General features: G+C 74.1%; 19 protein-coding genes and 1 tRNA gene. 8 read left to right on the top strand and 12 right to left on the bottom strand.

Annotation, left to right across the window (positions count from 1 at the left end; all coding sequences use genetic code 11):
• The 3 genes from ACZ7KX_RS19460 to ACZ7KX_RS19450 all read right to left on the bottom strand — a co-directional run.
• Positions 1 to 556 (bottom strand): transposase (locus tag ACZ7KX_RS19460; RefSeq protein WP_470327472.1); only part of this gene is annotated, 556 nt, incomplete at its 3' end.
• Positions 557 to 743: 187 nt separating this feature from the next.
• Entirely contained in the window at positions 744 to 3,023 is a 2,280-nt protein-coding gene (locus ACZ7KX_RS19455) for a heavy metal translocating P-type ATPase (protein WP_470327471.1), read from the bottom strand.
• Positions 3,024 to 3,090: 67 nt separating this feature from the next.
• Entirely contained in the window at positions 3,091 to 3,309 is a 219-nt protein-coding gene (locus ACZ7KX_RS19450) for a heavy-metal-associated domain-containing protein (protein WP_470327470.1), read from the bottom strand.
• 167 nt (positions 3,310 to 3,476) lie between these two features.
• Between ACZ7KX_RS19450 and ACZ7KX_RS19445 the strand changes: the two genes are divergently transcribed.
• The gene (locus tag ACZ7KX_RS19445; protein WP_470327469.1) at positions 3,477 to 4,649 is read left to right on the top strand and encodes a PP2C family protein-serine/threonine phosphatase; all 1,173 of its coding nucleotides are present in this window, start codon (positions 3,477 to 3,479) and stop codon (positions 4,647 to 4,649) included.
• Between the two features lie 134 nt (positions 4,650 to 4,783).
• Here the strand turns inward: ACZ7KX_RS19445 and dhaL are convergent, their stop codons facing one another.
• Together dhaL and dhaK are read right to left on the bottom strand one after the other, a co-directional pair.
• Positions 4,784 to 5,437 carry a dihydroxyacetone kinase subunit DhaL gene (dhaL, locus tag ACZ7KX_RS19440; protein ID WP_470327468.1) on the bottom strand — a complete coding sequence of 218 codons (654 nt, stop codon included), beginning with the start codon at positions 5,435 to 5,437 and terminating at the stop codon, positions 4,784 to 4,786.
• A gap of 12 nt (positions 5,438 to 5,449) precedes the next feature.
• The gene (gene dhaK, locus ACZ7KX_RS19435; RefSeq protein WP_470327467.1) at positions 5,450 to 6,445 is read right to left on the bottom strand and encodes a dihydroxyacetone kinase subunit DhaK; all 996 of its coding nucleotides are present in this window, start codon (positions 6,443 to 6,445) and stop codon (positions 5,450 to 5,452) included.
• Between the two features lie 148 nt (positions 6,446 to 6,593).
• Between dhaK and dhaM the strand changes: the two genes are divergently transcribed.
• On the top strand, positions 6,594 to 6,986 hold the full coding sequence (dhaM, locus tag ACZ7KX_RS19430) for a dihydroxyacetone kinase phosphoryl donor subunit DhaM (RefSeq protein WP_470327466.1): 393 nt from the start codon (positions 6,594 to 6,596) through the stop codon (positions 6,984 to 6,986).
• Positions 6,987 to 7,050: 64 nt separating this feature from the next.
• Here the strand turns inward: dhaM and ACZ7KX_RS19425 are convergent, their stop codons facing one another.
• On the bottom strand, positions 7,051 to 8,763 hold the full coding sequence (locus tag ACZ7KX_RS19425) for a bifunctional 3'-5' exonuclease/DNA polymerase (protein ID WP_470327465.1): 1,713 nt from the start codon (positions 8,761 to 8,763) through the stop codon (positions 7,051 to 7,053).
• Between the two features lie 153 nt (positions 8,764 to 8,916).
• Between ACZ7KX_RS19425 and ACZ7KX_RS19420 the strand changes: the two genes are divergently transcribed.
• A complete protein-coding gene (locus ACZ7KX_RS19420; RefSeq protein ID WP_470327464.1) occupies positions 8,917 to 10,941 on the top strand; it encodes a M3 family metallopeptidase in 2,025 nt (674 codons plus the stop codon).
• Between the two features lie 19 nt (positions 10,942 to 10,960).
• On the opposite strand, the gene ACZ7KX_RS19415 is transcribed toward ACZ7KX_RS19420, so the two are convergent.
• Positions 10,961 to 12,415, bottom strand: a complete 1,455-nt coding sequence (locus tag ACZ7KX_RS19415) for a cellulase family glycosylhydrolase (RefSeq protein WP_470327463.1) — start codon at positions 12,413 to 12,415, stop codon at positions 10,961 to 10,963.
• Between the two features lie 118 nt (positions 12,416 to 12,533).
• Positions 12,534 to 13,160 carry a TetR/AcrR family transcriptional regulator gene (locus ACZ7KX_RS19410; protein ID WP_350521503.1) on the bottom strand — a complete coding sequence of 209 codons (627 nt, stop codon included), beginning with the start codon at positions 13,158 to 13,160 and terminating at the stop codon, positions 12,534 to 12,536.
• A 147-nt stretch (positions 13,161 to 13,307) separates the two neighbouring features.
• Here ACZ7KX_RS19410 and ACZ7KX_RS19405 point away from each other — a divergent pair, with 147 nt between their 5' ends.
• The gene (locus ACZ7KX_RS19405; RefSeq protein WP_350521502.1) at positions 13,308 to 14,534 is read left to right on the top strand and encodes an acyl-CoA dehydrogenase family protein; all 1,227 of its coding nucleotides are present in this window, start codon (positions 13,308 to 13,310) and stop codon (positions 14,532 to 14,534) included.
• Positions 14,535 to 14,612: 78 nt separating this feature from the next.
• Here ACZ7KX_RS19405 and ACZ7KX_RS19400 read toward each other — a convergent pair whose 3' ends face one another.
• Both ACZ7KX_RS19400 and ACZ7KX_RS19395 read right to left on the bottom strand, forming a co-directional pair.
• Positions 14,613 to 15,422, bottom strand: coding sequence for an enoyl-CoA hydratase/isomerase family protein (locus ACZ7KX_RS19400; RefSeq protein WP_470327462.1), 810 nt, complete (start codon positions 15,420 to 15,422; stop codon positions 14,613 to 14,615).
• A gap of 35 nt (positions 15,423 to 15,457) precedes the next feature.
• Positions 15,458 to 16,153: a TetR family transcriptional regulator gene (locus ACZ7KX_RS19395; protein WP_470327461.1), complete on the bottom strand. Its 696-nt coding sequence runs from the start codon at positions 16,151 to 16,153 to the stop codon at positions 15,458 to 15,460.
• Between the two features lie 169 nt (positions 16,154 to 16,322).
• On the opposite strand from ACZ7KX_RS19395, the gene ACZ7KX_RS19390 reads away from it, so the two are divergent.
• A complete protein-coding gene (locus ACZ7KX_RS19390) occupies positions 16,323 to 17,837 on the top strand; it encodes an MFS transporter (RefSeq protein WP_470327460.1) in 1,515 nt (504 codons plus the stop codon).
• 163 nt (positions 17,838 to 18,000) lie between these two features.
• Here the strand turns inward: ACZ7KX_RS19390 and ACZ7KX_RS19385 are convergent, their stop codons facing one another.
• Complete coding sequence (locus ACZ7KX_RS19385; protein ID WP_470327459.1) at positions 18,001 to 18,549, bottom strand: GNAT family N-acetyltransferase; 549 nt, start codon at positions 18,547 to 18,549, stop codon at positions 18,001 to 18,003.
• Between the two features lie 77 nt (positions 18,550 to 18,626).
• Between ACZ7KX_RS19385 and ACZ7KX_RS19380 the strand changes: the two genes are divergently transcribed.
• Positions 18,627 to 19,238, top strand: a complete 612-nt coding sequence (locus ACZ7KX_RS19380; protein ID WP_470327458.1) for a TetR/AcrR family transcriptional regulator — start codon at positions 18,627 to 18,629, stop codon at positions 19,236 to 19,238.
• Between the two features lie 256 nt (positions 19,239 to 19,494).
• On the opposite strand, the gene ACZ7KX_RS19375 is transcribed toward ACZ7KX_RS19380, so the two are convergent.
• A tRNA-Arg gene (locus ACZ7KX_RS19375) sits at positions 19,495 to 19,570 on the bottom strand.
• 634 nt (positions 19,571 to 20,204) lie between these two features.
• On the opposite strand from ACZ7KX_RS19375, the gene ACZ7KX_RS19370 reads away from it, so the two are divergent.
• Both ACZ7KX_RS19370 and ACZ7KX_RS19365 read left to right on the top strand, forming a co-directional pair.
• On the top strand, positions 20,205 to 20,783 hold the full coding sequence (locus tag ACZ7KX_RS19370; protein WP_470327457.1) for a single-stranded DNA-binding protein: 579 nt from the start codon (positions 20,205 to 20,207) through the stop codon (positions 20,781 to 20,783).
• A 387-nt stretch (positions 20,784 to 21,170) separates the two neighbouring features.
• Positions 21,171 to 22,610, top strand: coding sequence for a Cys-Gln thioester bond-forming surface protein (locus tag ACZ7KX_RS19365; RefSeq protein ID WP_350521495.1), 1,440 nt, complete (start codon positions 21,171 to 21,173; stop codon positions 22,608 to 22,610).
• The last annotated feature ends 97 nt before the right edge of the window (positions 22,611 to 22,707 follow it).

Raw genomic sequence — 22,707 nt, 5'->3', positions numbered from 1 at the left:
CGACATCCGCCAGCCAGTCGGGGACAGTCCGGGCGAGCGCGTTCAGTGCCGTGCGCAGGGTCTCCGAGACCATCTCCAGCCGGCACATCTCCCGGGCGGCGGACAGCACGTGGGTGGAGTCGGTGCGGGCCCGGCCCGCAGTCTTCAGCAGGCCCCTGGCCCGGGCCGCGTCGAGGACGCCGTCCAGCACCCGTCGTCCGGCGTCCGCCTCGACCAGGCGGTCCCTGAACTCCGGGAGCACCGAGAAGTCGAAGCCTGGATCACCGAGTTCCAGACCCAGGGCGTACTTGAAGTCGATCCTCGCCCGCACCGCCTCCGCGGCCTGTCGGTCGGTCAGCCCCTCGACGAACTGCAGCACCAGTACCAGTGCGAGCCGGCCCGGTGACCAGGCAGGCTTGCCCCGCGCCGGATACAGATCGGCGAACTGCCCGTCGCTGAACAGCGCCCCGAGCTCGTCCCGGATCCGGATCGCCAGGCTTCCCTTCGGGAACGCCGCCCGCGCCACCCGCACCGTCTCCGCCGGCACCTCGCCCGGCCCAGCCGCACGCATCGACACCACGCACCCCCCACAACGACGAACGCCGGTCTCCGAGACAAGTCTCGGAGACCGGCGTCACTCAGCGCAGCCGATCAGTCACATTCGCCAACAGCGTCCGGGGGACGGAGCGGGCCCCTCGTGCGTGCCCCGGGGAGCGCGGGAGCCGCCCGGCCCCCGGGGTCACGCGAGAGCTTCCCGGGCCCCCTCAGGCGGGCCGGAAGCGGCGCAGGCGCAGGCTGTTGGTGACCACGAAGACCGAGGAGAAGGCCATTGCCGCACCGGCGATCATCGGGTTGAGCAGCCCGGCCGCGGCCAGCGGCAGGGCGGCGACGTTGTAGCCGAACGCCCAGACCAGATTGCCCCTGATGGTGCCGAGGGTCCGGCGGGCGAGCCGGATGGCGTCGGCCGCCGCGCGCAGGTCGCCGCCGACCAGGGTGAGGTCGGCGGCCTCGATCGCGGCGTCGGTGCCGGTGCCCATCGCGAGGCCGAGGTCGGCCTGGGCGAGGGCCGCGGCGTCGTTGACACCGTCGCCGACCATCGCGACGACCCCGCCCTCGGCCTGCAGCCGCCTGACCGTCGCGACCTTGTCCTCGGGCAGCACTTCGGCGATCACGTCCTGCGCGGGGACGCCGACCTCGGCCGCGACCGCCTCGGCGACCGCCCGGTTGTCTCCGGTCAGCAGCACCGGGCGCAGGCCCAGCGCGCGGAGCCGGGCGACCGCCTCGGCGCTGGTCGGCTTGACCGCGTCGGCGACCTCCAGGACCGCCCGCGCCTCGCCGTCCCAGCCGACCGTGACCGCGGTGCGGCCGGCCGCCTCGGCGGCGGCCCTGGCGCGGGCGAGTGAGGGCGGCAGGTGCAGGGCCCGGTCGGCGAGCAGCGCCTCGTGCCCGGCGACCACCGCGCGACCCGCCACGACGCCCTCCACACCCCGGCCGGGGACGCTGCGGAAGCCCTCGACGGCGGGCAGTTCGCCGGCCTTGGCGGCGGCGTCGGCGATCGCCCCGGCGATCGGGTGCTCGGATGCGTGTTCGACGGCGCCGGCCAGGCGCAGCGCCTCGGTCCGGTCGACGCCCTCGGCGGTGTGCACGGCGACCACGGCCATCCGGCCGGTGGTGACGGTGCCGGTCTTGTCGAGCACGACGGTGTCCACCGCGCGGGTGGTCTCCAGGACCTCCGGGCCCTTGATCAGGATCCCGAGCTGGGCGCCGCGGCCGGTGCCCACCATGAGCGCGGTCGGGGTGGCCAGGCCGAGCGCGCAGGGGCAGGCGATGATCAGGACGGCCACGGCCGCGGTGAAGGCCTCGGTGGGGCTGTCGGTGACCAGCAGCCAGGTGACCAGGGTGGCCAGGGCGATCAGGATCACCACGGGGACGAAGACCGCGGAGATCCGGTCGGCCAGCCGCTGGGCGGCGGCCTTGCCGTTCTGGGCCTCCTCGACCAGCCCGGCCATCCGGGCCAGCCGGGTGTCGGCGCCGACCCGGGTGGCCTCGACCACCAGGCGCCCGCCGGCGTTGACGGTGGCACCGGTGACCGGGTCGCCGACGGTGACCTCGACCGGCGCGGACTCGCCGGTCAGCATCGAGGCGTCCACGGCGGAGCCGCCCTCGACCACCACGCCGTCGGTGGCGATCTTCTCGCCCGGACGGACCACGAAGCGCGTGCCGACGGCCAGCCGGTCCACGGGCAGGCGCACCTCGCGTCCGTCCCGCAGGACCGCGACGTCCTTGGCGCCGAGGTCGAGCAGCGCGTGCAGCGCGGCGCCCGCCCGGCGTTTGGAGCGGGCCTCCAGCAGGCGGCCGAGCAGGATCAGCACGGTGACGGCGGCAGCGGTCTCCAGGTAGAGCGTGGCGGAGGCGTCGGTGTCGCCGACGGAGAGCGAGAAGGCGTGGTGCATCCCGGGCAGGCCGGCGTGGCCCAGGAAGAGCGCCCAGACCGACCAGCCGAAGGCGGCCAGGGTGCCGAGCGAGACCAGGGTGTCCATGGTCGCGGCGCCGTGCTTGAGGTTGGTCCAGGCGGCGCGGTGGAACGGCAGGCCGCCGTACACCACGACCGGGCCGGTGAGCGCGAAGGCCAGCCACTGCCAGTTCGTGAACTGCAGGGCCGGGACCATCGACAGCACGACCACCGGGACGCCGAGGACGGTGCCGATCAGCAGCCGGTCGAGCAGTGGGTCGGTCCGTTCGGGACTGGCCGGCCCGGGCGCCGCGGTGGCGGGACGGGCCGGCTCGGGGACGGCGGGCGCCGGGGGTGGGGGGAGCTCGGCGGTGTAGCCGGTGCGCTCGACCGTGGCGATCAGCTCCGCCACCGTCACCCCGGGGCCGTAGTCGACCCGGGCCTTCTCGGTGGCGAAGTTGACGGTCGCCTCGACGCCGTCCATCCGGTTGAGCTTCTTCTCGATCCGGGCCGCGCAGGAGGCGCAGGTCATCCCGCCGATCGACAGCTCGACCCGGTCCCGGGCCTCGACGTCGGGGGCGGACGTGCTCATGCGGATCAGCTCCTTGCTGGGGGCGTACGGCGGGGCCGCCGGTCGGGCCCCGCCGTACCTCGGTGGTTCAGGCGCTGCGGCCGACCAGCTCGTAGCCGGCCTCGTCGACGGCGGCGCGGACCTGCTCGTCGTCCAACGGGGCGGCGGAGGAGACCGTCACGGTCCCGGCCTTGGCGTCGGCGGCGACCTCGGTGACACCGGTCAGGCTGGAGAGCTCCTCGCTGATCGCCTTCTCGCAGTGACCGCAGCTCATGCCGGACACGGTGTAGGTGATGGTGCTGGACATCGGGGCCTCCGGGAGGTCGGTGCGGGTTCCTGTGCTGACGACTGTCGATGACTGCTGATGACACCATACCCCTGAGGGGTATTGGTCGAGGGGGTGGGGGAGGTGGATCGAATCGTAGGCGACGGGATGGGCGCGTGGGTGCCGTGATCGTCCCTTATGTTCGGTATGTGTTTCCGATCCGCCGCGCCCAGTCACCCTCGGCACCCGGGGCAGCCGGACTGCCGCCGGACCGGCAGCGCGGCGCCCTGCTCGCCGCCGACCTCCAGGACGTGCCGCTGTGGCGGCGCGCCGCTCCGGCGCTGCTCGCCACCCTGCTGGTGGGGCTCGCGGACCTCCTCTCCGGCAAGGACCGCTACCTCGCCCCGCTGATGACCGTCGTGCCGACCATCGCGGCCCTCACCCTGCGGCCCCGCGAACTGCTCGCGGTCTGCACGCTCGGACTGCTCGCGGTGTTCGGGCTCAGCCACTACGACGAGGTCGACAACATCAACGACGCGCGGTTCCTCTACGGCGCGATGGTCAGCTACGTGGTGGTGACGCTGTTCTCGGCCTGGGTCGCCGGGCTCCGGATGCGGCGGGCGGCCGCCTTCGCGGCCGTCAGCTCCGTCGCCGAGGCCGCCCAGCGGGCCCTGCTGCGGCTGCCGGGGCCGGTGGTCGGCCCGCTGCGGCTGGCCGTGCGGTACGTGTCGGCGGCGGACGCCTCGCGGATCGGCGGGGACCTCTACTCCGTCCTGGAGACGCCGCACGGCACCCGGGTCGCGGTCGGGGACGTCCGGGGCAAGGGACTGGCGGCGGTGCAGACCGCGGCGGTGGTGCTGGGCGCGTTCCGCGAGGCCGCGTACGACGAGGCCGGGCTGCGGGGTGCTGCGGCGCGGGTCGAGGTCAGCGTCGAACGGCACGTCCCGGACGGCGAGTTCACCACGGCGCTGTTCGCGGAGTTCCGCGCGCCCGGGGCCGTGGAGCTGCTGCAGTATGGGCACGTGCCGCCCATCCGGGTCGACGGCGAGGGGCGGGCGCTCGTCCTGCACGCGCCGGACCCGTGGGTGCCGCTGGGCCTCGGCCGGCTGGCCGCGGGGGAACCGACCAGCTGGGAGCAGCCGTTCGGGCCGGAGGACGTGCTGGTGCTCTGCACGGACGGGGTGATCGAGGCGCGGCACCGGACGACCGGGGAGTTCTACCCGCTGGCGGAGCGGGTGGGGCCGCTGGTGCGGGGAGCCGCGCGCTCGGCGGGCGAGCTGGAGGCGGCGGTCGGGCGGGTGTACGGGGACCTGCTGGCGCACACCGGCGGGGAGCTGCGGGACGACGCGTTGCTGCTGCTGATCGCGCGGACGGACGGCTGATCGACGCCCGGGGTGCGGCGGGGGTGCGGGGTACGGATGAGCCGTTCCGCGCAGTACCCCGCGCCCCGGTCGGAGCACGGGGAGGAGGGGAGGGGCCGGGGGACTGCGCGGGCAGGGGGCGGGGCGGAGCGGGCTCAGGCGGTGGTGTCGGCGAGGGCGCGGAAGACGAGGGCGGTGGAGGTGGCGCCCGGGTCCTGGTGGCCGATGCTGCGTTCACCGAGGTACGAGGCGCGGCCCTTGCGGGCCCGGAGCGGGACGGTGTCGCGGGCGCCCCGGTCGGCGGCGTCGGCGGCCGCGGCGGCGGCCTCGGCGAGCGTGGCACCGCCGGCGGCCGCGGCGCGGAAGGCGGCGAGGGCCGGGGTCCAGGCGTCCACGATGGTCTTGTCCCCGGGCTCGGCCTTGCCGAGGAGACGCACGGCGTCCAGTCCGGCGGACAGGGCCTCGGCGACGTCGGCCGGGCTGGCCGGCTCGGGCAGGGCGGCGCCGATGGCGCGGAAGGCCTTGCCGTAGAGCGGGCCGGAGGCGCCGCCGACCTTGGAGACGAGCGTGGTGCCGGTCCTGGTGAGGACGGCGCCCGGGCCGGTCGGGTGGAGGCCGTCGAGGGCGGCGACGGCGGCCGTGAAGCCGCGGTGGAGGTTGCTGCCGTGGTCGCCGTCGCCGATCGCCGAGTCCAGCTCGGTGAGCCGGGACTGCTCCTCGTCGACGGCCGCGGCCACGGCGCGGATCCAGGCCTCGGCCCGTGCGGTGTCGAACAGCGGGGAGTCGAACGCCGGGGTGTCGGGGTCCATCGCGAATCCTCCTCAGGCCCGCTTGAGGGCGGGGGTGTCGACCGGGGCGTCCCACAGTTCCAGCAGCTGGGCGTCGGCCTTGGTGAGGGTGAGCGAGAAGCCCGCCATGTCCAGGCTGGTGACGTAGTTGCCGACCAGGCTGCGGGCCACCCCGATGCCGCGCTCGGCCAGCCGGGCGGCGACCTCGCCGTAGACCACGTACAGCTCCAGCAGCGGGGTGGCACCCAGGCCGTTGAGCAGGGCGATCACCTCGTCGCCCGCGGTCAGGTGGTGGTCGGTCAGGATGGTCTCGACGACCTCGGCGGCCAGCTCGCGGGCCGGGCGGAGCTTCTCGCGGCGGCGGCCGGGCTCGCCGTGGATGCCGACGCCGACCTCGATCTCGTCCTCGGGCAGGTCGAAGCCCGGCTTGCCGGCGGCCGGGACGGTGGCGGCGGTGAGCGCGATCGCGAAGGAGCGGGAGGCGGCGTTGACCCGCTCGCCCAGGGCGGCCACCTCGTCCAGCGGGGCGCCGCGCTCGGCCAGCGCGCCGGCCGTCTTCTCGACCAGGACGGTCGCGCCGGTGCCCCGGCGGCCCGCCGTCCAGGTGGAGTCCTCGACCGCGACGTCGTCGTTGACCAGGACGGTGCGGACCTCCAGTCCCTCCTCGGCGGCGAGTTCGGCGGCGAGTTCGAAGTTCATCACGTCGCCGGTGTAGTTCTTCACGACGAAGACGACACCGGCGCCGTTCTCCACGGCCTTGGCGGCTGCCAGCATCTGGTCCGGGACGGGCGAGGTGAACACCTCGCCGGGGCAGGCGGCGTCGAGCATGCCGGGGCCGACGAAGCCGCCGTGCAGCGGCTCGTGGCCGGAGCCGCCGCCGGAGATCAGCGCGACCTTGGGCCCGGCCGGGCGGGCGGCCCGGGTGATCACCCGGTTCGGGATGTCCACCGCCAGCTCCGGATGGGCGGCGGCGAATCCGGCCAGGGCGTCCTCCAGGACCCCCTCCGGGGTGTTGATCAGCTTCTTCAACGCTCTTCGCTCCCTTGGTGAGGACGCTACGGTCGTCAACGCCGTCGACCCGACGCTACGCCAGACGGGGGTGGTGGGCACGGGGTGCGACACGCGCGTTTCCGGTCACCCTCCCGGAGCAGCGGGCGTTGCCCGTAGGGTCGTCGGCATGAGCGGAAACGTGGGCATCGTCCTGGTCTCGCACAGCGCCCGGCTCGCGGAGGGGCTGCGCGAGCTGCTCGGTGAACTCGCCCCGGACGGCGTGCGGGTGGTGGTCGCCGGCGGGACGCAGGACGGCGGGCTCGGCACCAGCTACGACCTGATCGCCGGGGCGGTCGCGCAGGCGGACGGCGGGGCGGGCGTGGTCGTGCTGCCGGACCTCGGCAGCTCGGTGCTCACCGCCGTCACCGTCCTGGAGGACGAGCCGCGGCCGGGCGTGCGGCTGGTGGACGCGCCGTTCGTCGAGGGCGCGGTGGCCGCCGCCGTCACCGCCTCGACGGGCGCGGGGCTGGCCGAGGTGGTCGCGGCGGCCGAGGACGCGCGCTCCTTCCGGAAGCTGTAGGGGCGCCGGCCGGGCGCCTCACTCGGCGCCGGCCGAGGGCGTCACTCGGCGTCGGCCGGGGGCGTCACTTGGCGTCGGCGTAGCAGTCCACCACCGCCGTGGTCAGCGGGAAGCGCACCGGGGTGTCGCCGAAGACCAGCCGGCGGGCCTCCTCGGCGGCCTCGGCGACGGCGGCGGCCACGTCGTCGGCGAGGTTGGCCGGGGTGTGCACCATCACCTCGTCGTGCTGGAAGAACACCAGGTGCGGGCGGTCCGCCGGGCCGGTCGCGGGCAGCTCGCCCAGCCGCCGGCGCAGCGCCGCGAGCAGGGCGAGCGCCCAGTCGGCGGCGCTGGCCTGGATGACGAAGTTGCGGGTGAAGCGGCCCCGGGCGCGGGCCGTGCGGCCGCCGGCCTCGCCCGCGGCGTCGGCCTCGGTCAGGTCGAGGAAGTCGGCGGAGGCCGGCGGGCAGACCCGGCCGAGCCGGGAGGCGACCACGCCGCCGTCCTCGCCGGTGCGGGCGGCGGCCTCGACGTAGCCCATCGCGGCCGGGTAGCGGCGGCGCAGGGTGTTCAGCAGCGGGCCGATGTCGCCGCTGGTCTGCCCGTACATGGCGCCGAGCAGGCCGAGCTTCGCCTTCTCGCGGTCGCCCTGGAAGGCGGTGGCGGCGAGTGCCTCGTAGAGGTCGCCGCCGGCCGCCGTGCGGGCCAGCCCGGCGTCCTGGGAGAGCGCGGCCAGAACCCGGGGCTCCAGCTGGGCGGCGTCGGCGACCACCAGCAGCCAGCCCGGGTCGGCGACCACGGCCCGGCGCAGGATGCGCGGGATCTGCAGGGCGCCGCCGCCGCGGCTGGCCCAGCGGCCGGAGACCACGCCGCCGACCACGTACTCGGGCCGGAAACGGCCGCCGCGGGCCCAGGCGTCCTGCCAGGCCCAGCCGTGCGCGACGTGGATCCGGGCGAGCTCCTTGTAGCGGACGAGCAGCCGGGCGGCCGGGTGGTCGATGCCCTTGAGCTCCCAGGACCGGGTGGAGCCGAGCTGGATGCCCGCTTCGCCGAAGGCGCGAAGCACCTGGGTGTGCGAGTCGGGGTTGAACGGCTTGGCGCCGAGGGCCTCCTGGAGCTCGACGGCGAGGTCGGCGAGCCGCCGCGGCTGGGTGCCGGGTACGGCGGGGCGGGGGCCGAGCAGTTCGGTCAGCAGCCGGTCGTGGACGTCGGTGCGCCAGGGCAGGCCGTCGTAGGCGATCTCCGCGGCCACCAGGGCGCCGGCCGACTCGGCGGCGGCCAGCAGGCGGAACCGCTGCCGGGCGCCCGGCTCGGCGATCGCGGCGATCCGGCGCTGCTGCTCCGCGTGGACGGCGACCACGGCGGCCAGCGGGTCGGCGCCGGGGGGCAGCTGCAGCCGGTCGGGGGCGAACAGGGTGTCCTGGCCGCCGTCGGCGTCGGCCGGGCCGGGCTCGGCCAGGTCCGCCGGGACGGGCAGGCCGCGCAGCCGGCACCAGGCGGCGCCGAGCGAGCGCGGCGCGCCGAACCGGCCCTCGTGCGCCAGCAGCAGCGCCTCGACCAGCCGCAGGTCGTGGCAGCGGGCGAGCCGGTCGGGCAGCCGCGCCAGCAGCGGGGCGTACGCGGAGTCGGCGGCGGCCCAGACCCAGCGGGTCTGCCCGGCCGCCTCCCGGGCGGCGACCGCGGCGGCGAGGTCGCGGACGGTCTCGGGCGGGCCGAGCGGGGCGCCCGCGTCGTCCAGCGGCTGGAGGCGGCCGCCGGGGCCGTGCGGGTCGGGCGCGAGGGCCGTCCTGGGTGCCACGGGGGCTGCTCCTCTCCGGCGCGCGGTCGGGCGTGCGGGTACGGGCACGGATGTGCGGGCTTGCGGGTGTCCTCCGCTGACGTTAACGGGTGGGTGCGACAACGGGCTCGGGCCGCATAGGCAGGGCGGGTGACACCGCGTATGGTCGGCGAAATGACCGAGAACCCGTTCTTCCGGCCCAGCACGCTGGACTACGAGCTGCCCCCCTTCGCGGAGATCCGGGAGGAGCACTACCTGCCCGCCTACGAGCGCGGGATGGCCGAGCAGCTCGCCGAGATCGCGGCGATCACCGCCGACCGGAGCCTGCCGACCTTCGAGAACACCCTGGTGGCCCTGGAGCGTTCCGGGGAGCTGCTGCGCCGGGTGGACGCGGTGTTCCGCAACCAGTCCTCCTCGGACACCACCGACCTGCTGGACGAGGTGGAGGCCAAGGTCAGCCCGCTGCTCGCCGCCCACCACGACGCGATCCACCTGGACCGCGCGCTGTTCGCCCGGATCGAGGCGCTGTACCGGACCCGCACGGAGCTCGGCCTGGACCCGGAGTCGCTGCGCCTGCTGGAGCGCCGGTACACGGGCTTCGAGCGTTCCGGGGCCCGGCTGGGCGAGGCCGAGCAGGCTCGGCTGCGCGAGCTGAACGCCGAACTCGCCGCGCTGGGCACCACGTTCCAGCAGAACGTGAACGCCGCGACCCGGGCCAACGCGCTGGTCCTGGACTCCGCGGCGGAGCTGGCCGGGCTGTCCGACGGCGCGATCGCCGGCGCGGCGGAGAACGCCCGGGTGCTCGGCCACGAGGGCAAGTACGTGCTGAGCCTGAAGAACACCTCCGGTCAGCCCGAACTCGCCCAGCTGACCGACCGCTCGGTGCGCGAGCGGCTGCTCGCCGCCTCGCTCGGCCGGGGCATCGAGGCCAACGGCCCGATCGCGATCCGGATGGCCGGGCTGCGCGCCGAGCGGGCCGCGCTGCTGGGGCACCCGAGCCACGCCGCGTACGTGGTGGCGGACGAGACGGCGGGCACGGTCGAGGCGGTCTCCGCCCTGCTGGCCCGGCTGGTGGGGCCGGCCGTGGCCAACGCCCGCCGGGAGGCCGCCGAGCTGGCCGCGGCGGCCGCCGCGGACGGGATCGGGGAGATCGCCGCGCACGACTGGGCGTACTACTCGGAGAAGGTCCGGCAGAGCTCCTTCCAGGTCGACGCGGCGGAGCTGCGCCCGTACTTCGAGCTGGAGCGGGTGCTGCGCGACGGCGTGTTCTTCGCGGCGAACCTGGCGTACGGCCTGAGCTTCACCGAGCGGCCGGACCTGACGGCCCACCACCCGGACGCGCGGGTCTTCGAGGTGTTCGAGGAGGACGGCACCGCGCTGGGCCTGTTCGTCGGCGACTTCCACGCCCGGGCGTCCAAGCGCGGCGGTGCCTGGATGGACTCGCTGGTCGAGCAGTCCGCGCTGACCGGGCGGCGGCCGGTGGTGCTGAACAACCTCAACATCCCGCTCCCGGCACCCGGCGAGCCGGTGCTGATGTCCTGGGACGAGGTGCGCACGCTCTTCCACGAGTTCGGGCACGCGCTGCACGGGCTGTTCTCGGACGTGCGGTACCCGCTGCTCTCGGGCACCTCGGTGCCCCGGGACTTCGTGGAGTTCCCGTCGCAGGTCAACGAGATGTGGATGGTCCGGCCGGAGGTGCTGGCCAACTACGCCCGGCACCAGGAGACCGGGGAGCCGCTGCCGGCCGGGCTGGTCGAGCGGATGACGGCGGCCGAGGGCTTCGGGCAGGGCTTCCGGACGGTGGAGTACCTGGCGGCCACGCTGCTGGACTGGGCCTGGCACACCGTGCCGCAGGGCGAGGAGATCGCGGACGCCGAGGAGTTCGAGTCCCGGGCGCTCGCGGCCGCCGGGGTCGGGGTGGACGCGATCCCGCCGCGCTACCGGACGACGTACTTCCAGCACGTCTTCGCCAGCGGCTACAGCGCGGCGTACTACGCCTACATCTGGTCGGAGGTGCTGGACGCCGACACCGTGCAGTGGTTCGAGGGCAACGGGCGGCCGGTGCGGGAGAGCGGCGAGGTGTTCCGGCGCGAGCTGCTGGCGCGCGGGTTCAGCCGGGACCCGCTGGAGTCCTTCCGCGCGGTGGTCGGCCGGGCGCCGGAGACCGAGCCGCTGCTGGCCCGCCGGGGGCTGCTGTAGCGCGGGGCCCGGCGGGGCCTCACCGGGCCGTGAGGGTGACCGTCACGGCGGTGCCCGGTCGGGCGCGCGGGAGCCGGATCCGTACGGTTCCCGCGTGTCCGTCGGCGGGCTGCTCGACCTCGACGCGGGCGTCGGCGGGGGAGACCGCAACGCCCGCGCCGTGCGGGAACGCGGCGGGCGGCAGGACGAGTTCGCTGCCGTGCCCGGTGCCGTCGGCGCTCCAGCGGACGGTGCCGCCGTCCGTGCGGACCCCGGTGCCGGCCACGGCGGCCGGGTACGGACCGAAGGCGGGCTCGTCGCCGGGGGCGGGGTGCCCGGCCGGGTCGAGCGCGCAGTAGCCGCCGGTGCCCCGGCACCAGTACCACATCGTCCAGCCCTCGGCGAAGCCGTCCATCGCGGCGACCTGCCGGCGGACCAGCAGGCGGTTGCCCGGCCGGCGGGCGTCCGGCGGCCCCCACTCGCCGACCAGGACCGGCAGGCGGTGGGCGGCGGGGTAGGCGGTGATCGCGGCGGCGTACTGCTCGACGAAGCCGTCGGACGGGTCCCAGTCGGCGCCGTTCTCGACGGCGGTGGAGTAGAAGTGCGGTGCGTAGCCGAGCCGCGGGGCGCCGGGGCGGGGATCGGTGAAGCCGGGAAGTTGCGTCGGCACGCCCTGGCCGACCAGGACGGTCGGTTCCACGAACAGCCAGGCTCGGGTGTCGGCCCGGCGCACGGCGGCGATCAGGCGGCGGTACATGTCGGCGAGCCGGCCCTGTTCCAGGGCGGCGGAGGCGGCGGCCAGCACCGCCGGGTCGCTCGGGTCGCCGTCCACCGGGCCGAACGGCTCGTTGAACAGGTCGTAGCCCAACAGCGAGCGGTGGCCGCGCAGTTCGCGGGCGAGCCGGGTGTAGAAATCGGCCTGCCAGGTGCGCAGGTCGGGGTCGTCGTAGAGGTGGCGGAAGGCGGCCTGGACGGCGGGCTGGAAGTAGCCGGCGAACCAGTCGTCCGGGTCCGGGGTGAAGGGCAGGCCGTCGTCCCGGGTGGCCCAGACCGGGATGCCGTTGGTGCCGCCGCCGAACTTCGGGCCGTAGACGTCCTGGTGGAAGTCGACCAGGACGAGCAGGTTCAGGCGGTCGGCCCAGCCGAGGAGTTGCTGCAGGCGCCGCAGCTCGGCGTCGTCGAGGTGGCCGCGCCGGGGCTCCAGCCTGGTCCAGGAGACCGGCAGCCGGACGAGCGTGAACCCCTGGGCGGCGATGGACCGGAGGTCGGCCTCGGTGGCCTCGGCGTACTTGTCGAGGTTGAAGCCGCGCAGCCCGAGCCGGCGGCCCCGGGCGTCGGTGAGGGCGGTGCGGCCGTCGGGGGAGGTGGCCGTGCCGGTGGGGAAGTGCGCGGTCGCGGCGCCCCCGGCCGGGTTCGGCGCGCCCTGCGCCGGGGCGGCGGTCAGCGCGGCGGTGGCGGCGAGCAGCAGGGCAACGGCGGTGCGGCGCAGGCGCATCGGGGACCTCGCACGGCGGGGGGTGGGGGCCCCGATGATGCCCGTGCTGCCGCCCCCTGCACAAGGGTCGTGCGCGAAAGGGGAGTTCGGCCGCGGGAGGTCGGTGCGGGCGGGGCGGTCAGTCCGCCGCGGGCTCGGCCGGGGCGGTCGGCAGGACGGCGGTCGGCAGGTCCGCGGCGGCGGCCAGGCGGCCCCAGAGCAGGTCGGCCAGCGCCTGCACCATCCGGGTGCGCGAGCAGGGCTTGGTCTCCAGCCACCAGTCCCCGGCGGCCAGCACCATGCCGGTGATGCCCCGGCCCCAGGCCTCGGCGAGCAGGTCGCGGTCGGCTCCGAGGTCGACCTGGCTCTGCACGGCCCGGGTGATCTCCTCGGCGATCTGCCGGAGCGCGGGGGCGAGTGCGTTGCCGGCGCCGCTCGGGTCGCCCGGCTCGGGGTGGGTGAGCAGCCGGTAGACCTGGGGCCGGGCCTCGATCCCGGCGAGGTAGGTGTCCAGCACGTGCTCGACCCGGTCGCGGCGCTCCAGCGGCTCGGCGAGGGCGGCGCGGACGGCGGCCAGCAGGCCGCCGGTGTGCCGTTCGGTGAGGGCTCTGATCAGGCCGTTCCGGTCTCCGAAGTGCCGGTAGAGGATCGGCTTGGTGATGCCGGCCTCGGCGGCGATGGCGTTCATGCTGGCGCTCGGTCCCTCGCGCTGGATGACCCGGTCGGCGGCGTTGAGCAGCTGCTCGCGGCGGGGCTCTCGGGACATGCGCTGCTCCTCGGAAGTGGGGGGCCGACTCGGTGTTGACACCGGTCGCGGGCGTTGACACCGGTTACCAATCAGTAGCAGACTCCGACGATGTTACCCGAGGTAACACCCCGGTCGGCCGCAACACGTCTTCGGAGGCAAGCACCCATGAGCAGCACGTTCTCGCTGGACCCGGGCGCGGACCAGCTCGCCGTACGCGACTGGCTGCACGGCTTCGCCGCCGACGTGATGCGCCCGGCCGCCGCCGAGTGGGACGAGCGCGAGGAGACCCCCTGGCCGGTCATCCAGGAGGCCGCCAAGCTGGGCATCTACTCCCTGGACTTCTACGCCCAGCAGTACTTCGACCCCTCCGGCGTCGGCATCCCGATCGCGATGGAGGAGCTGTTCTGGGGCGACGCGGGCATCGGGCTGTCCATCGTCGGCACCACCCTGGCCGCCGTCGCGGTGCTGGCCAACGGCACCGACGAGCAGATCGGCACCTGGACCCCGCAGATGTTCGGCACCCCCGAGGACGTCAAGGTGGCCGCCTTCTGCTCCTCCGAGCCGGACGCCGGCTCCGACGTCTCCGCGCTCCGCACCCGTGCGGTGTACGACGAGGCCAAGGACGAGTGGGTGCTCCACGGCACCAAGACCTGGGCCACCAACGGCGGGATCGCCGCCGTCCACGTGGTGGTCGCCACCGTCGACCCCGCGCTCGGCGCCAAGGGACAGGCCTCCTTCGTCGTCCCGCCGGGCACGCCCGGACTGAGCCAGGGCCAGAAGTTCAAGAAGCACGGCATCCGGGCCTCGCACACCGCCGAGGTGGTGCTGGACGGCGTCCGGGTGCCCGGCAGCTGCCTGCTCGGCGGCAAGGAGAAGCTGGACGAGCGGCTGGCCCGGGCCCGCGAGGGCGTCAAGCGCCCGGGTGCCAAGGGCAACGCGGCGATGGCCACCTTCGAGGCCTCCCGCCCGGCCGTCGGCGCGCAGGCGATCGGCATCGCCCGGGCCGCGTACGAGGTGGCGCTGGACTACGCGAAGACGCGCGAGCAGTTCGGCCGCCCGATCATCGACAACCAGGGCGTGGCCTTCCAGCTCGCCGACATGAAGACCCGGATCGACGCGGCCCGGCTGCTGGTGTGGAGGGCCTCCTGGATGGCGGTCAACAACCAGCCGTTCACCGCGGCCGAGGGCTCGATGTCCAAGCTGTACGCGGGCGAGACGGCCAAGTACGTCACCGCGCAGGCGATGCAGATCCTCGGCGGCAACGGCTTCACCCGGGAGTACCCGGTGGAGCGGATGCACCGGGACAGCGCGATCTACTCGATCTTCGAGGGCACCAGCGAGATCCAGCGACTGGTGATCGCCCGGGCGATCTCGGGGATGCCGATCCGCTGAGCGGTCCGCAGGCCGTCCCGCGCCGAACCCGTGGGGGGTCCGGTGCGGGACGGCCTGTTTCCGGCGCTCCCCGGAGGCTCAGAACCGGGGCTGGCGGCCCTCCAGGAACGCGGCGAGGCCCTCGTGGACGTCCGAGGCCTCGCGGGAGCGGCGCTCCCACGGCTCCAGTGCCTGCGCCGCCTGCTCCGGCGGGACGGACAGCGCGGCCTTGACGGCGCCGATGGTCTGCGGCGAGCGCCGGGTCAGCAGCCGGGCGAACTCCAGCGCGTTCCCGTCCAGTTCGCCGGCGGGGACGACCCGGTCGGCCAGGCCGATCACAGTGGTGCGCAGGCCCTGCACCAACTCGCCGGAGAACAGCAGGTACTTGGCCTGGGACGGGCCCACCAGCCGGGCCAGCCGCAGGGTCGGCACCGCCGGGTAGACCACGCCGAGCTTGGCCGGGGTGATGCCCATCCGCACGTCGTTCGCGACGAACCGCAGGTCGCAGGCGACCGCCAACTGGCAGCCGCCGCCGACGCAGGCGCCGTGCACCACCGCGATCGTCGGGTGCGGGAAGGCCGCCAGGGCCTCCTCGGCGGCCACGTTGACGGCGTGGTAGTCGTCGGCGCGGTCCGGGTCGCCGTAGACCTCGGCGAGTTCGTCGATGTCCGCGCCCGCGCTGAAGGTGCCGTCGGCGCCGGTGACCAGCAGGACCCGCACGCCCGGTTGCTCGGCGATCCGGAACAGCAGCTTGGGCAGGGCCTGCCACATGGCCAGCGTGATGGCGTTGCGGCGCAGCGGGCGCGAGAACGTCAGCACCGCGACGCCGTCCTCACCGATGTGGGCGAGCAGGCCGTCGACGTCGGTGGACAGCGGGGTGCGACCCCGGGCGAGCAAGGGCTGGTCCATGCGTACCTCCGGATGATCGTGGTGCGCACACCTTCTCAGGGCGTGTCGGCGCAGTAGTCCCCGAGTCCCCGTTCGACCAGCGCGAAGGCGCGGTGGGTCGCGTCGAGCGCGGCGGGCAGCGCGTCCTCGGCGCGTTCGCCGGTCAGCATCCGGCGCTGGTTCTCGCCGGTCAGGGTCAGCCGGGCGGCCAGCAGTTGGGCGGCGGCGACCCTGGCGGTGAGCTCGTCGTGGGCCGGGTCCTGGGCGAGCAGTTCGGCGGCCAGCAGGGTCTGCGCCTTCTGGTCGAAGCCGGCGGTGGCGCGCATCAGCAGGGCCGGGGTCCGGTGGATCACCCGGACCACGTCGAGCACGACCGGGTCGTCGCTCAGTCCGGTGGCCGGGTCGAACTCCCCCAGCGCGGTGAGGAACTGCTCGCGCAGCGCGGCCACCGCCGAGGTGCCCGGGGCGCGCTCGCGCACCACCCGGGCCGGCTCGTCGAGGTGTTGCTCCATCGGGCCCATGACCAGGTCTTCCTTGGTGGGGAAGTAGTTGAAGACGGTCATCTTGGAGACGTCGGCGGCGGCCGCGATCTCGGCCACCGAGACCTGGTCGAAGCCCCGTTCGGCGAACAGTGCGACGGCGGTGCGCCAGAGCCGGATGCCGGTCTGGATCTTCTTGCGCTCACGCAGCGGGAGCGCGTCGAGGTCGAAGCCGTGGTCGAGGCCGCGTTCGAAACCGGAAGGGGACGCCATGGCCGAACTGTACCAGGAACAACGATTGATCAGGCCCATTGATTGTCCCGGATGAAATATGGCCCCGGATCAAGGATTGACCGAGTCCAAGAATCCTGTCATGGTGGTGCCGTTCCCGCCGGACCGCACCGGTCCGGGCGGACTCCGACGACCCCGGGGGGATTCGACGATGGCGCCCACCGCCCTGATGACACCGGCCCAGCGCAAGCTGGGCATGCTGATCTGCCTGGTCACGATCGTGCTGGCCGTGCTCGACATGAACATCGTGTCGGCGGTGAGCGTGCCGATCGTCCGCGAGCTCGACCCCGTCCACGGCGTCGACCGGCTGCCCTGGCTGGTCAGCGCGTTCGCCCTGGCCGCCACCGCGCTGCTGCCGCTCTACGGCAAGCTCTGCGACCTCTACGGCGCCAAGCGCGTGCTGCTCGGCGCGGTCGGCGCCTTCCTGCTCGGCTCGGCGCTCTGCGGGGCCGCCCAGACGATGGGACAACTGATCGCCTTCCGGGCCGTCCAGGGCATCGGCGGCGGCGGACTGATGAGCGTCACCATGGTGGTGATCGCCCACCTCAAGGACCCGGAGGACGCGGGCGGCGGCAAGGGCGGGGCGGTGGGCGGGGTCGTCGCCGGCCTCGGCATGGCGATCGGCCCGCTGGTCGGCGCGCTGTTCACCGACCACCTCAGCTGGCGCTGGATCTTCTACGTCAACCTGCCGCTCGGCCTGCTGGTCGTGGTCGGCGCCGCCCTGGTGCTCAAGCTGCCCGCCTCGGCCGGGCGCCGCAGCCTGGACTTCCTCGGCGCGGCCCTCGCCGCCGCCTTCGCCACCGGGCTGCTGCTGGTCACCGAATGGGGCGGCAAGGACTACGCCTGGACCTCCCCGGTGATCCTCGGGCTGGCCGCCGCGACCCTGGCCGCGTTCGTGCTCTTCCTGTGGCGCCAGGCCACCGCGGCCGAGCCGGTGCTGCCGCTGTCGCTGTTCCGGATCCGCGCGGTGCGCCTCGGCTTCGCGATCCAGGGCCTGGTCGGGATGGCCATGACCGGCTCGATCGTCTACGTGATGATCTACCTGCAGCTCGCCCGCGGCGTGGCCCCGACCTCGGCGAGCCTCTACCTCGTACCGATGGCGGCCGGGATGACCGCGGTCGGCCTGCTGGTGGGCAGGCTGACCGCCCGCGGCCACCTGCCGCAGACCTTCCTGGTGGCCGGCGCGGGCCTCGCGGCGCTCGCCCTGCTCCTGCTCGGCCTCAGCGGACCGACCACCCCGCTGTGGGTGGTGCTGGCCGAACTCGCCCTGCTGGGCTGCGGGCTGGGGCAGTTGATCGGCCAGCTGGTGATGCTGGTGCAGGCCGCCGCGCCCGCCCACCAGCTCGGCGTCGCGACCACCGGGGTGCGCTTCTTCCAGACCCTCGGCAGCGCGCTCGGCGCGGCGCTGTTCGGCACCGTGCTGACCCGGGTCTACGAGGCCGGCGAGCCCGGCGGGTCGTTCGGCGCGCTCCGCACCCTCGCCGGGGCCGCCCGTGAGCACGCGCTGGGCAGCTTCACGGACGCCGTGGATGTGGTGTTCGTGTCGGCGGGCGGGCTGCTGACGCTGGCGCTGCTGTTGGCGCTGCGGCTGCGGGCGGCCGGGGGCACGGGGACCGGGGCGGAGGAGGAGCACTCCGAGGAGCAGCGGCCGGTGCTCGCGGCCTGAACGGCCTGAACGGCCTGGACGGCCGGGGCGGGCAGGGGGTGGAACGCCCGGGGCGGGCAGGGGCCCGGTGGACCGCAGGGGAGTCCACCGGGCCCCTGCCGTGTCCGCTCCCGCCGCCCGGCTCAGGGCCCGTTCCTGCCGGGGCCCCGGTCCTGCCGGGGCCTCAGGCCCGGGCGGACCACTCGTGGGCCAGGATCGCCCAGATCTCCTTGTCGTGGCGGACCCCGTTGTGCAGGTACCACTCGCGCAGCACGCCGTCCCGCTTCATGCCGACCCGCTCGGCGACGGCGCGGCTGCGGGCGTTGACGGAGGTGCACCACCACTCGGCCCGGTGCAGGCCGCGGGTGACGAAGGCGTAGTCGAGCAGGTGCCGCACGGCGGCGGTGATCAGCCCGCCGCCCTGGCCGGCCGGCTCGGTCCAGGCGCCGATCTCGCAGACGCCGGACTTGGTGTCGAAGCCGACGAACATGACGCCGCCGACCAGCGTGCCGTCCTTCCAGATGCCGAAGATCCGCTTCTGGTCGGCGGCCTGGCCGTCGGCGTAGCGCTGCAGGGTGGCGCGGGCGGAGTCCAGGTCGGTGGAGAAGGTGGCCCAGGGGATCCACGGGTCGGTGTGGGCGCGGGCCCGGTCGATGTGGGCCAGGAACTCCGGGGCCTGCCACGGCTCCAGCGGGCGCAGTTCGGCGTGGTCGGTGAGCTGTACGGCAAACACGGGCGGGCCTTTCGGAGGCGGTGCACGGGCTGGTCGGAATCATTCATAACAAACGTTTGGTATGTACGATAGCCCCCATGACACCGGCCCGTGGAGACCATGACGCCCGCCGCTCGGAAGTGTCCGAGGGGGTGTGGCGGGTGCTCTCCACCCGGGGCTTCGAGGGGCTGACCCTGCGCGCGGTCGCCGCCGAACTGGGCGCCTCCACGGGACTGTTGACGCACTACTTCCCGAACAAGCGGGCGCTGCTGAGCCACGCCCTGGAGGAACTGGACCGGCGCTCGGGCGAACGGCCCCGGCGCACCGCGCCCGCCGACGGCAGCCCGCCGCCGCCCGCCGGGCTGCCCCGGCTGCGGGCGGCGCTGCTCGACGTCCTGCCGCTGGACGCGGACGCCGCGGCCGGCAACCGGATCTGGGTCGGCTCCTGGGACCACGCCCTGGCCGATCCGCAGCTGGCGGACGCGCACGCGGGCCGCTACGCCCGCTCGCGCGTGGCGCTCAAGGAGATCGTCGTGGACGCCCAGCGGCTCGGGGAGCTCCCGGCGCAAGCCGACCCGGCCGAAGTCGCCGCCGGTGCGCAGGCCTTCGTGCTCGGGCTGGTGGTGCAGGCGCTGTTCGCCCCGGAGGAGTTCCCGCCGGAGCGGCAGATCGCCCTGCTGGACGCCCATCTGGCCGGGCTGGCGGGCTGACCCGCCCTCCGGCGGGCCGCCGGAATGCTCCCGGGTGGGGGATTCGCCCGGTATTCGCCCGGGATTCCGCCGTTCGCGGAGCCCGGCGGGACCGTCCGACGTTCGATTCCGGAACCGGCGGCATTGGCCGCGGTTTTCGAAGCGGTCATGACACGGATTGTCACGGGTTATGCGCGGTGGGTGTTTGGCATTACCGGGAGGACCGGCGCGACTACACATGGTCGCGATCGGCGCGATGGCCTGCGGGAATTGCGGGTGGTGCCCCCAGCAGGATTCGAACCTGCGACCTACCGCTTAGAAGGCGGGTGCTCTATCCGCTGAGCTATGGGGGCGGGGCGGGCGACGCCCGGGGGTGGGCGTGACCGTGGCCGGGATCGGGCGACGAGCGCCGGGGCGCGCGTTGTCCGGCCCGTACCTGAGGGTGGGGGTGGGGGTGGTGGCCCCTCGCCCTGTCGGGGACAGGATAAGGGTGTCCAGTTCCTCGGCCGGGTGTGACGACACCGTCGTCGGTGTGTCGGTTCGGTGGAGCGGTCCGATAATCGCAGGTGAAGGCCGTGCGTGCAGCGGTCTGGGAGTGTTCCGCGCCGGACGTTGTGCAGTCGTTACGGGGCTGCCTCCTCACCCGTTATGGATTCGACACGGAGAATGTGCCGCCGACGGTGCGGGTGGGGGGCGGTAATGGCGGTTGCACCGGTCGGATGACGTGCGCGGACGGCCCTCGGCGGGTGTTCCGGCGCGCGCCGGTCGGGGCGGCGATCAGCGGGTTCGTTGTCATGGCCGCGAAGAGATGGGGGCGAAGCGACCCCCCGAAGGCCGAAATTCACCCCTGCGAGTGACAACTGTTCCGCGGTGGCCGAGTTATCCACAGGATTTAGGAAGTCACTGGCCCGGATTTCTCCTGAAGTGCACGCTCAAGGCGCACCGGTCGATTCCGTACGGTGCATCGGCGAGAACGGAGAGTGTGCCGTGAACGAGGCCCATGTGACGGTGGTCGGCAATGTCGCGACGGAGGTGAGCTACGCGGAAACCGCCGGCGGGGTGCCGATGGCCAACTTCCGGCTCGGCTGCACCGAGCGCCGGTACGACCGGCAGCGCGAGTGCTGGGTGGACGGCGAGACGCAGTGGGTGACGGTGACGGCCTGGCGGGCGCTGGCGGTGAACCTGATCGGCTCGCTGGCCAAGGGCGATCCGGTGCTGGTGAGCGGTCGGCTGCGGGTGCGGGAGTGGGCGGAGGGGGAGGTGAAACGCAGCCGGGCCGAGATCGACGCCCGATCGGTCGGACACGACCTCACCCGCGGTACCTCGGCGTTCCGTTGGGCGGCCGGGGTGCGCGGGCAGCCCCCGGGCGGCGCGGGGCGGACCGGGCCGGAGGGTGGGGGTGAGTCGGTGCCGGAGTGGATCGTGAGCGCACTGGAGGCGCGCAGGGCCGCCGCGGTCGCCCCGGCGCCCGGTCCGCGGGCCCTGCCGGCGGGCGCACGGCCGCCGACGGGCGGGCAGGGCGAGGCGTCCGAGGGGGAGTCGGGGGTGGCGGATCAGAGTGACTGATCGGGGTGGCTGATCGGGTGCTGAACTGACCGGTCGGTGACCCTTCTCTGTCGACAAATATGTTGATCGAGAAGGTTGTTGCGCCCGCACGCGCAATCCGACCGGATAACGAAAAGTGGGGTGAAAATTTTCTGGCCAACCGTCAGCTTGTGTGGATCCTGGGAGGGTTGATAACGATACAGATACGGAATCGTCCTGATTTCGCATGGGGGTTTCGGGGCCTCTGGGGGTCAATAGGATTCGTCAGGTTCATACCCGCAGCAGTGCCACACCGGGCACGCGCGGCACGGCAAGTCGGCAGGCTGTCCCCATCGGGTGCGGCCTGTCCCGGAGGGATCCCAGATGTTCCAGAGGCAGGGGCGGAGTCTGTCCCGGATAACCACTGTCATGCTCACGACCAGCTTGGCGCTGGGCGGAGGCCTGTTCGCGGCCGGTGCGGCGGTCGCGGCCGACACCCCGGGTGCGGGTGTGACCGCCGTGGTGCAGAACACCATGCTCGGCGAGAAGATCAACGTCGAGGGCGAGGGCACCGTCGACGGCGGTCTCTTCACCCTCAAGACCGCCGACGGTGAGCTGCAGACGTACTGCATCGACTTCGGCTTCCCGGTGGACATCCGGAAGAAGATCCAGTACCAGGAGTCCGACTGGGCCTCCAGCTCCCTCGGCGACAAGAACAAGGTCGAGGCCGCCGCCAAGATCCGCTGGATCCTGGAGAACTCCTACCCGCAGGTCAAGGACCTCACGGCGCTCGCCAAGGCCGCCGGTGCGGCCGCCCTGAGCCCCGAGGCCGCCGCCGCGGGCACCCAGGCCGCGATCTGGAAGTACTCGGACAACAAGAACGCCGTCCCGCAGGACGAGAACGCCAAGAAGCTGCGCGACTACCTGACCGGCGCCGCCAACAAGGGCATCGCCGCCGAGCCCAAGCCGTCGCTGACCCTCAGCCCGGACTCGGTCTCCGGCAAGTCCGGCGCCAAGCTCGGCCCGTTCACGCTGAACTCCAGCGCCTCCGAGGTGAAGCTGGCCGTCAGCGGCGACGCCGCCGACAAGGTCAAGCTGCTGGACAAGGACAACAAGCCGGTCGGCGCCTCGCTGGCCGGTCCGATCGCCAAGGACACCCAGCTGTTCCTGGACGTGCCGGCCGGCACCCCGGACGGCTCGGTCACGGTGAACGCCAGCGCCTCCACCGTGGTGCCCAGCGGCCGTGTCTTCCTCAGCAAGGGCTACACCCGTGAGGAGCACAGCCAGACCATGATCCTGGCCGGCTCCAGCAAGCTCAACGTCGCCGACGCCGCCAAGGCCACCTGGAAGCAGGGCAAGGGCGCGCTGATCGACAGCACCGCCAAGGTCGAGTGCGCCAACGGCGGCGTGCGCGTCTCCGTCACCAACGGTGGCGACGAGGCCGGCACCGTCACGGTCGGCAAGCAGCAGCTGACCGTCCAGCCGGGCAAGACCGAGAGCGTGCTCGTCCAGGTCGCCGAGAAGACCGGTTACGACATCACCGTCACCGGCCCGAACGGCTACAGCCGCGAGTTCAAGGGCGTCCTGGACTGCAAGACCGGCACCGGCACCACGCCGACCCCCGGTCCGTCCACCCCGGCTCCGTCGGGCACCCCGACCGGCACCCCGTCGGGCACCCCGAGCACCGGCGCCGGCCACCCGACCCCGGCCCCGACCAGCACCGCCCCGGGCACCGGTGGCCTGGCCCAGACCGGTGCCAATGACTCGACCCCGATCCTCGCCGCCGTCGCCGGTGGCCTGGTCGTGGCCGGTGGCGCCGCCGTCTTCGTCCTGCGCCGCCGCGGCCGCCACGGTCGCACCACCGCCTGACCCGCTCCACGGGCCCGAGGCGATGACCGCCTGAGGCCCTGAGACAGAGAGGCCCGGCCCCCCGCTCGCTGCGGGGGGCCGGGCCTTTGTGCCGACA

Source organism: Kitasatospora sp. NPDC038210 (assembly GCF_055600605.1).
This window is presented reverse-complemented; position numbering and strand designations above follow the sequence as displayed.

What these genes read in the sequence shown, in the direction of transcription:
- ACZ7KX_RS19365 (WP_350521495.1), top strand. Translation starts at nt 21,171, where the DNA reads ATGCTCACGACCAGCTTGGCGCTGGGCGGAGGCCTGTTCGCGGCCGGT.
- ACZ7KX_RS19380 (WP_470327458.1), top strand. Translation starts at nt 18,627, where the DNA reads ATGACACCGGCCCGTGGAGACCATGACGCCCGCCGCTCGGAAGTGTCC.
- ACZ7KX_RS19410 (WP_350521503.1), bottom strand. Translation starts at nt 13,160, where the DNA reads ATGTCCCGAGAGCCCCGCCGCGAGCAGCTGCTCAACGCCGCCGACCGG.
- ACZ7KX_RS19415 (WP_470327463.1), bottom strand. Translation starts at nt 12,415, where the DNA reads ATGCGCCTGCGCCGCACCGCCGTTGCCCTGCTGCTCGCCGCCACCGCC.
- ACZ7KX_RS19450 (WP_470327470.1), bottom strand. Translation starts at nt 3,309, where the DNA reads ATGTCCAGCACCATCACCTACACCGTGTCCGGCATGAGCTGCGGTCAC.
- dhaM (WP_470327466.1), top strand. Translation starts at nt 6,594, where the DNA reads ATGAGCGGAAACGTGGGCATCGTCCTGGTCTCGCACAGCGCCCGGCTC.
- ACZ7KX_RS19395 (WP_470327461.1), bottom strand. Translation starts at nt 16,153, where the DNA reads ATGGCGTCCCCTTCCGGTTTCGAACGCGGCCTCGACCACGGCTTCGAC.
- ACZ7KX_RS19400 (WP_470327462.1), bottom strand. Translation starts at nt 15,422, where the DNA reads ATGGACCAGCCCTTGCTCGCCCGGGGTCGCACCCCGCTGTCCACCGAC.
- ACZ7KX_RS19420 (WP_470327464.1), top strand. Translation starts at nt 8,917, where the DNA reads ATGACCGAGAACCCGTTCTTCCGGCCCAGCACGCTGGACTACGAGCTG.
- ACZ7KX_RS19405 (WP_350521502.1), top strand. Translation starts at nt 13,308, where the DNA reads ATGAGCAGCACGTTCTCGCTGGACCCGGGCGCGGACCAGCTCGCCGTA.
- ACZ7KX_RS19455 (WP_470327471.1), bottom strand. Translation starts at nt 3,023, where the DNA reads ATGAGCACGTCCGCCCCCGACGTCGAGGCCCGGGACCGGGTCGAGCTG.
- dhaL (WP_470327468.1), bottom strand. Translation starts at nt 5,437, where the DNA reads ATGGACCCCGACACCCCGGCGTTCGACTCCCCGCTGTTCGACACCGCA.
- ACZ7KX_RS19390 (WP_470327460.1), top strand. Translation starts at nt 16,323, where the DNA reads ATGGCGCCCACCGCCCTGATGACACCGGCCCAGCGCAAGCTGGGCATG.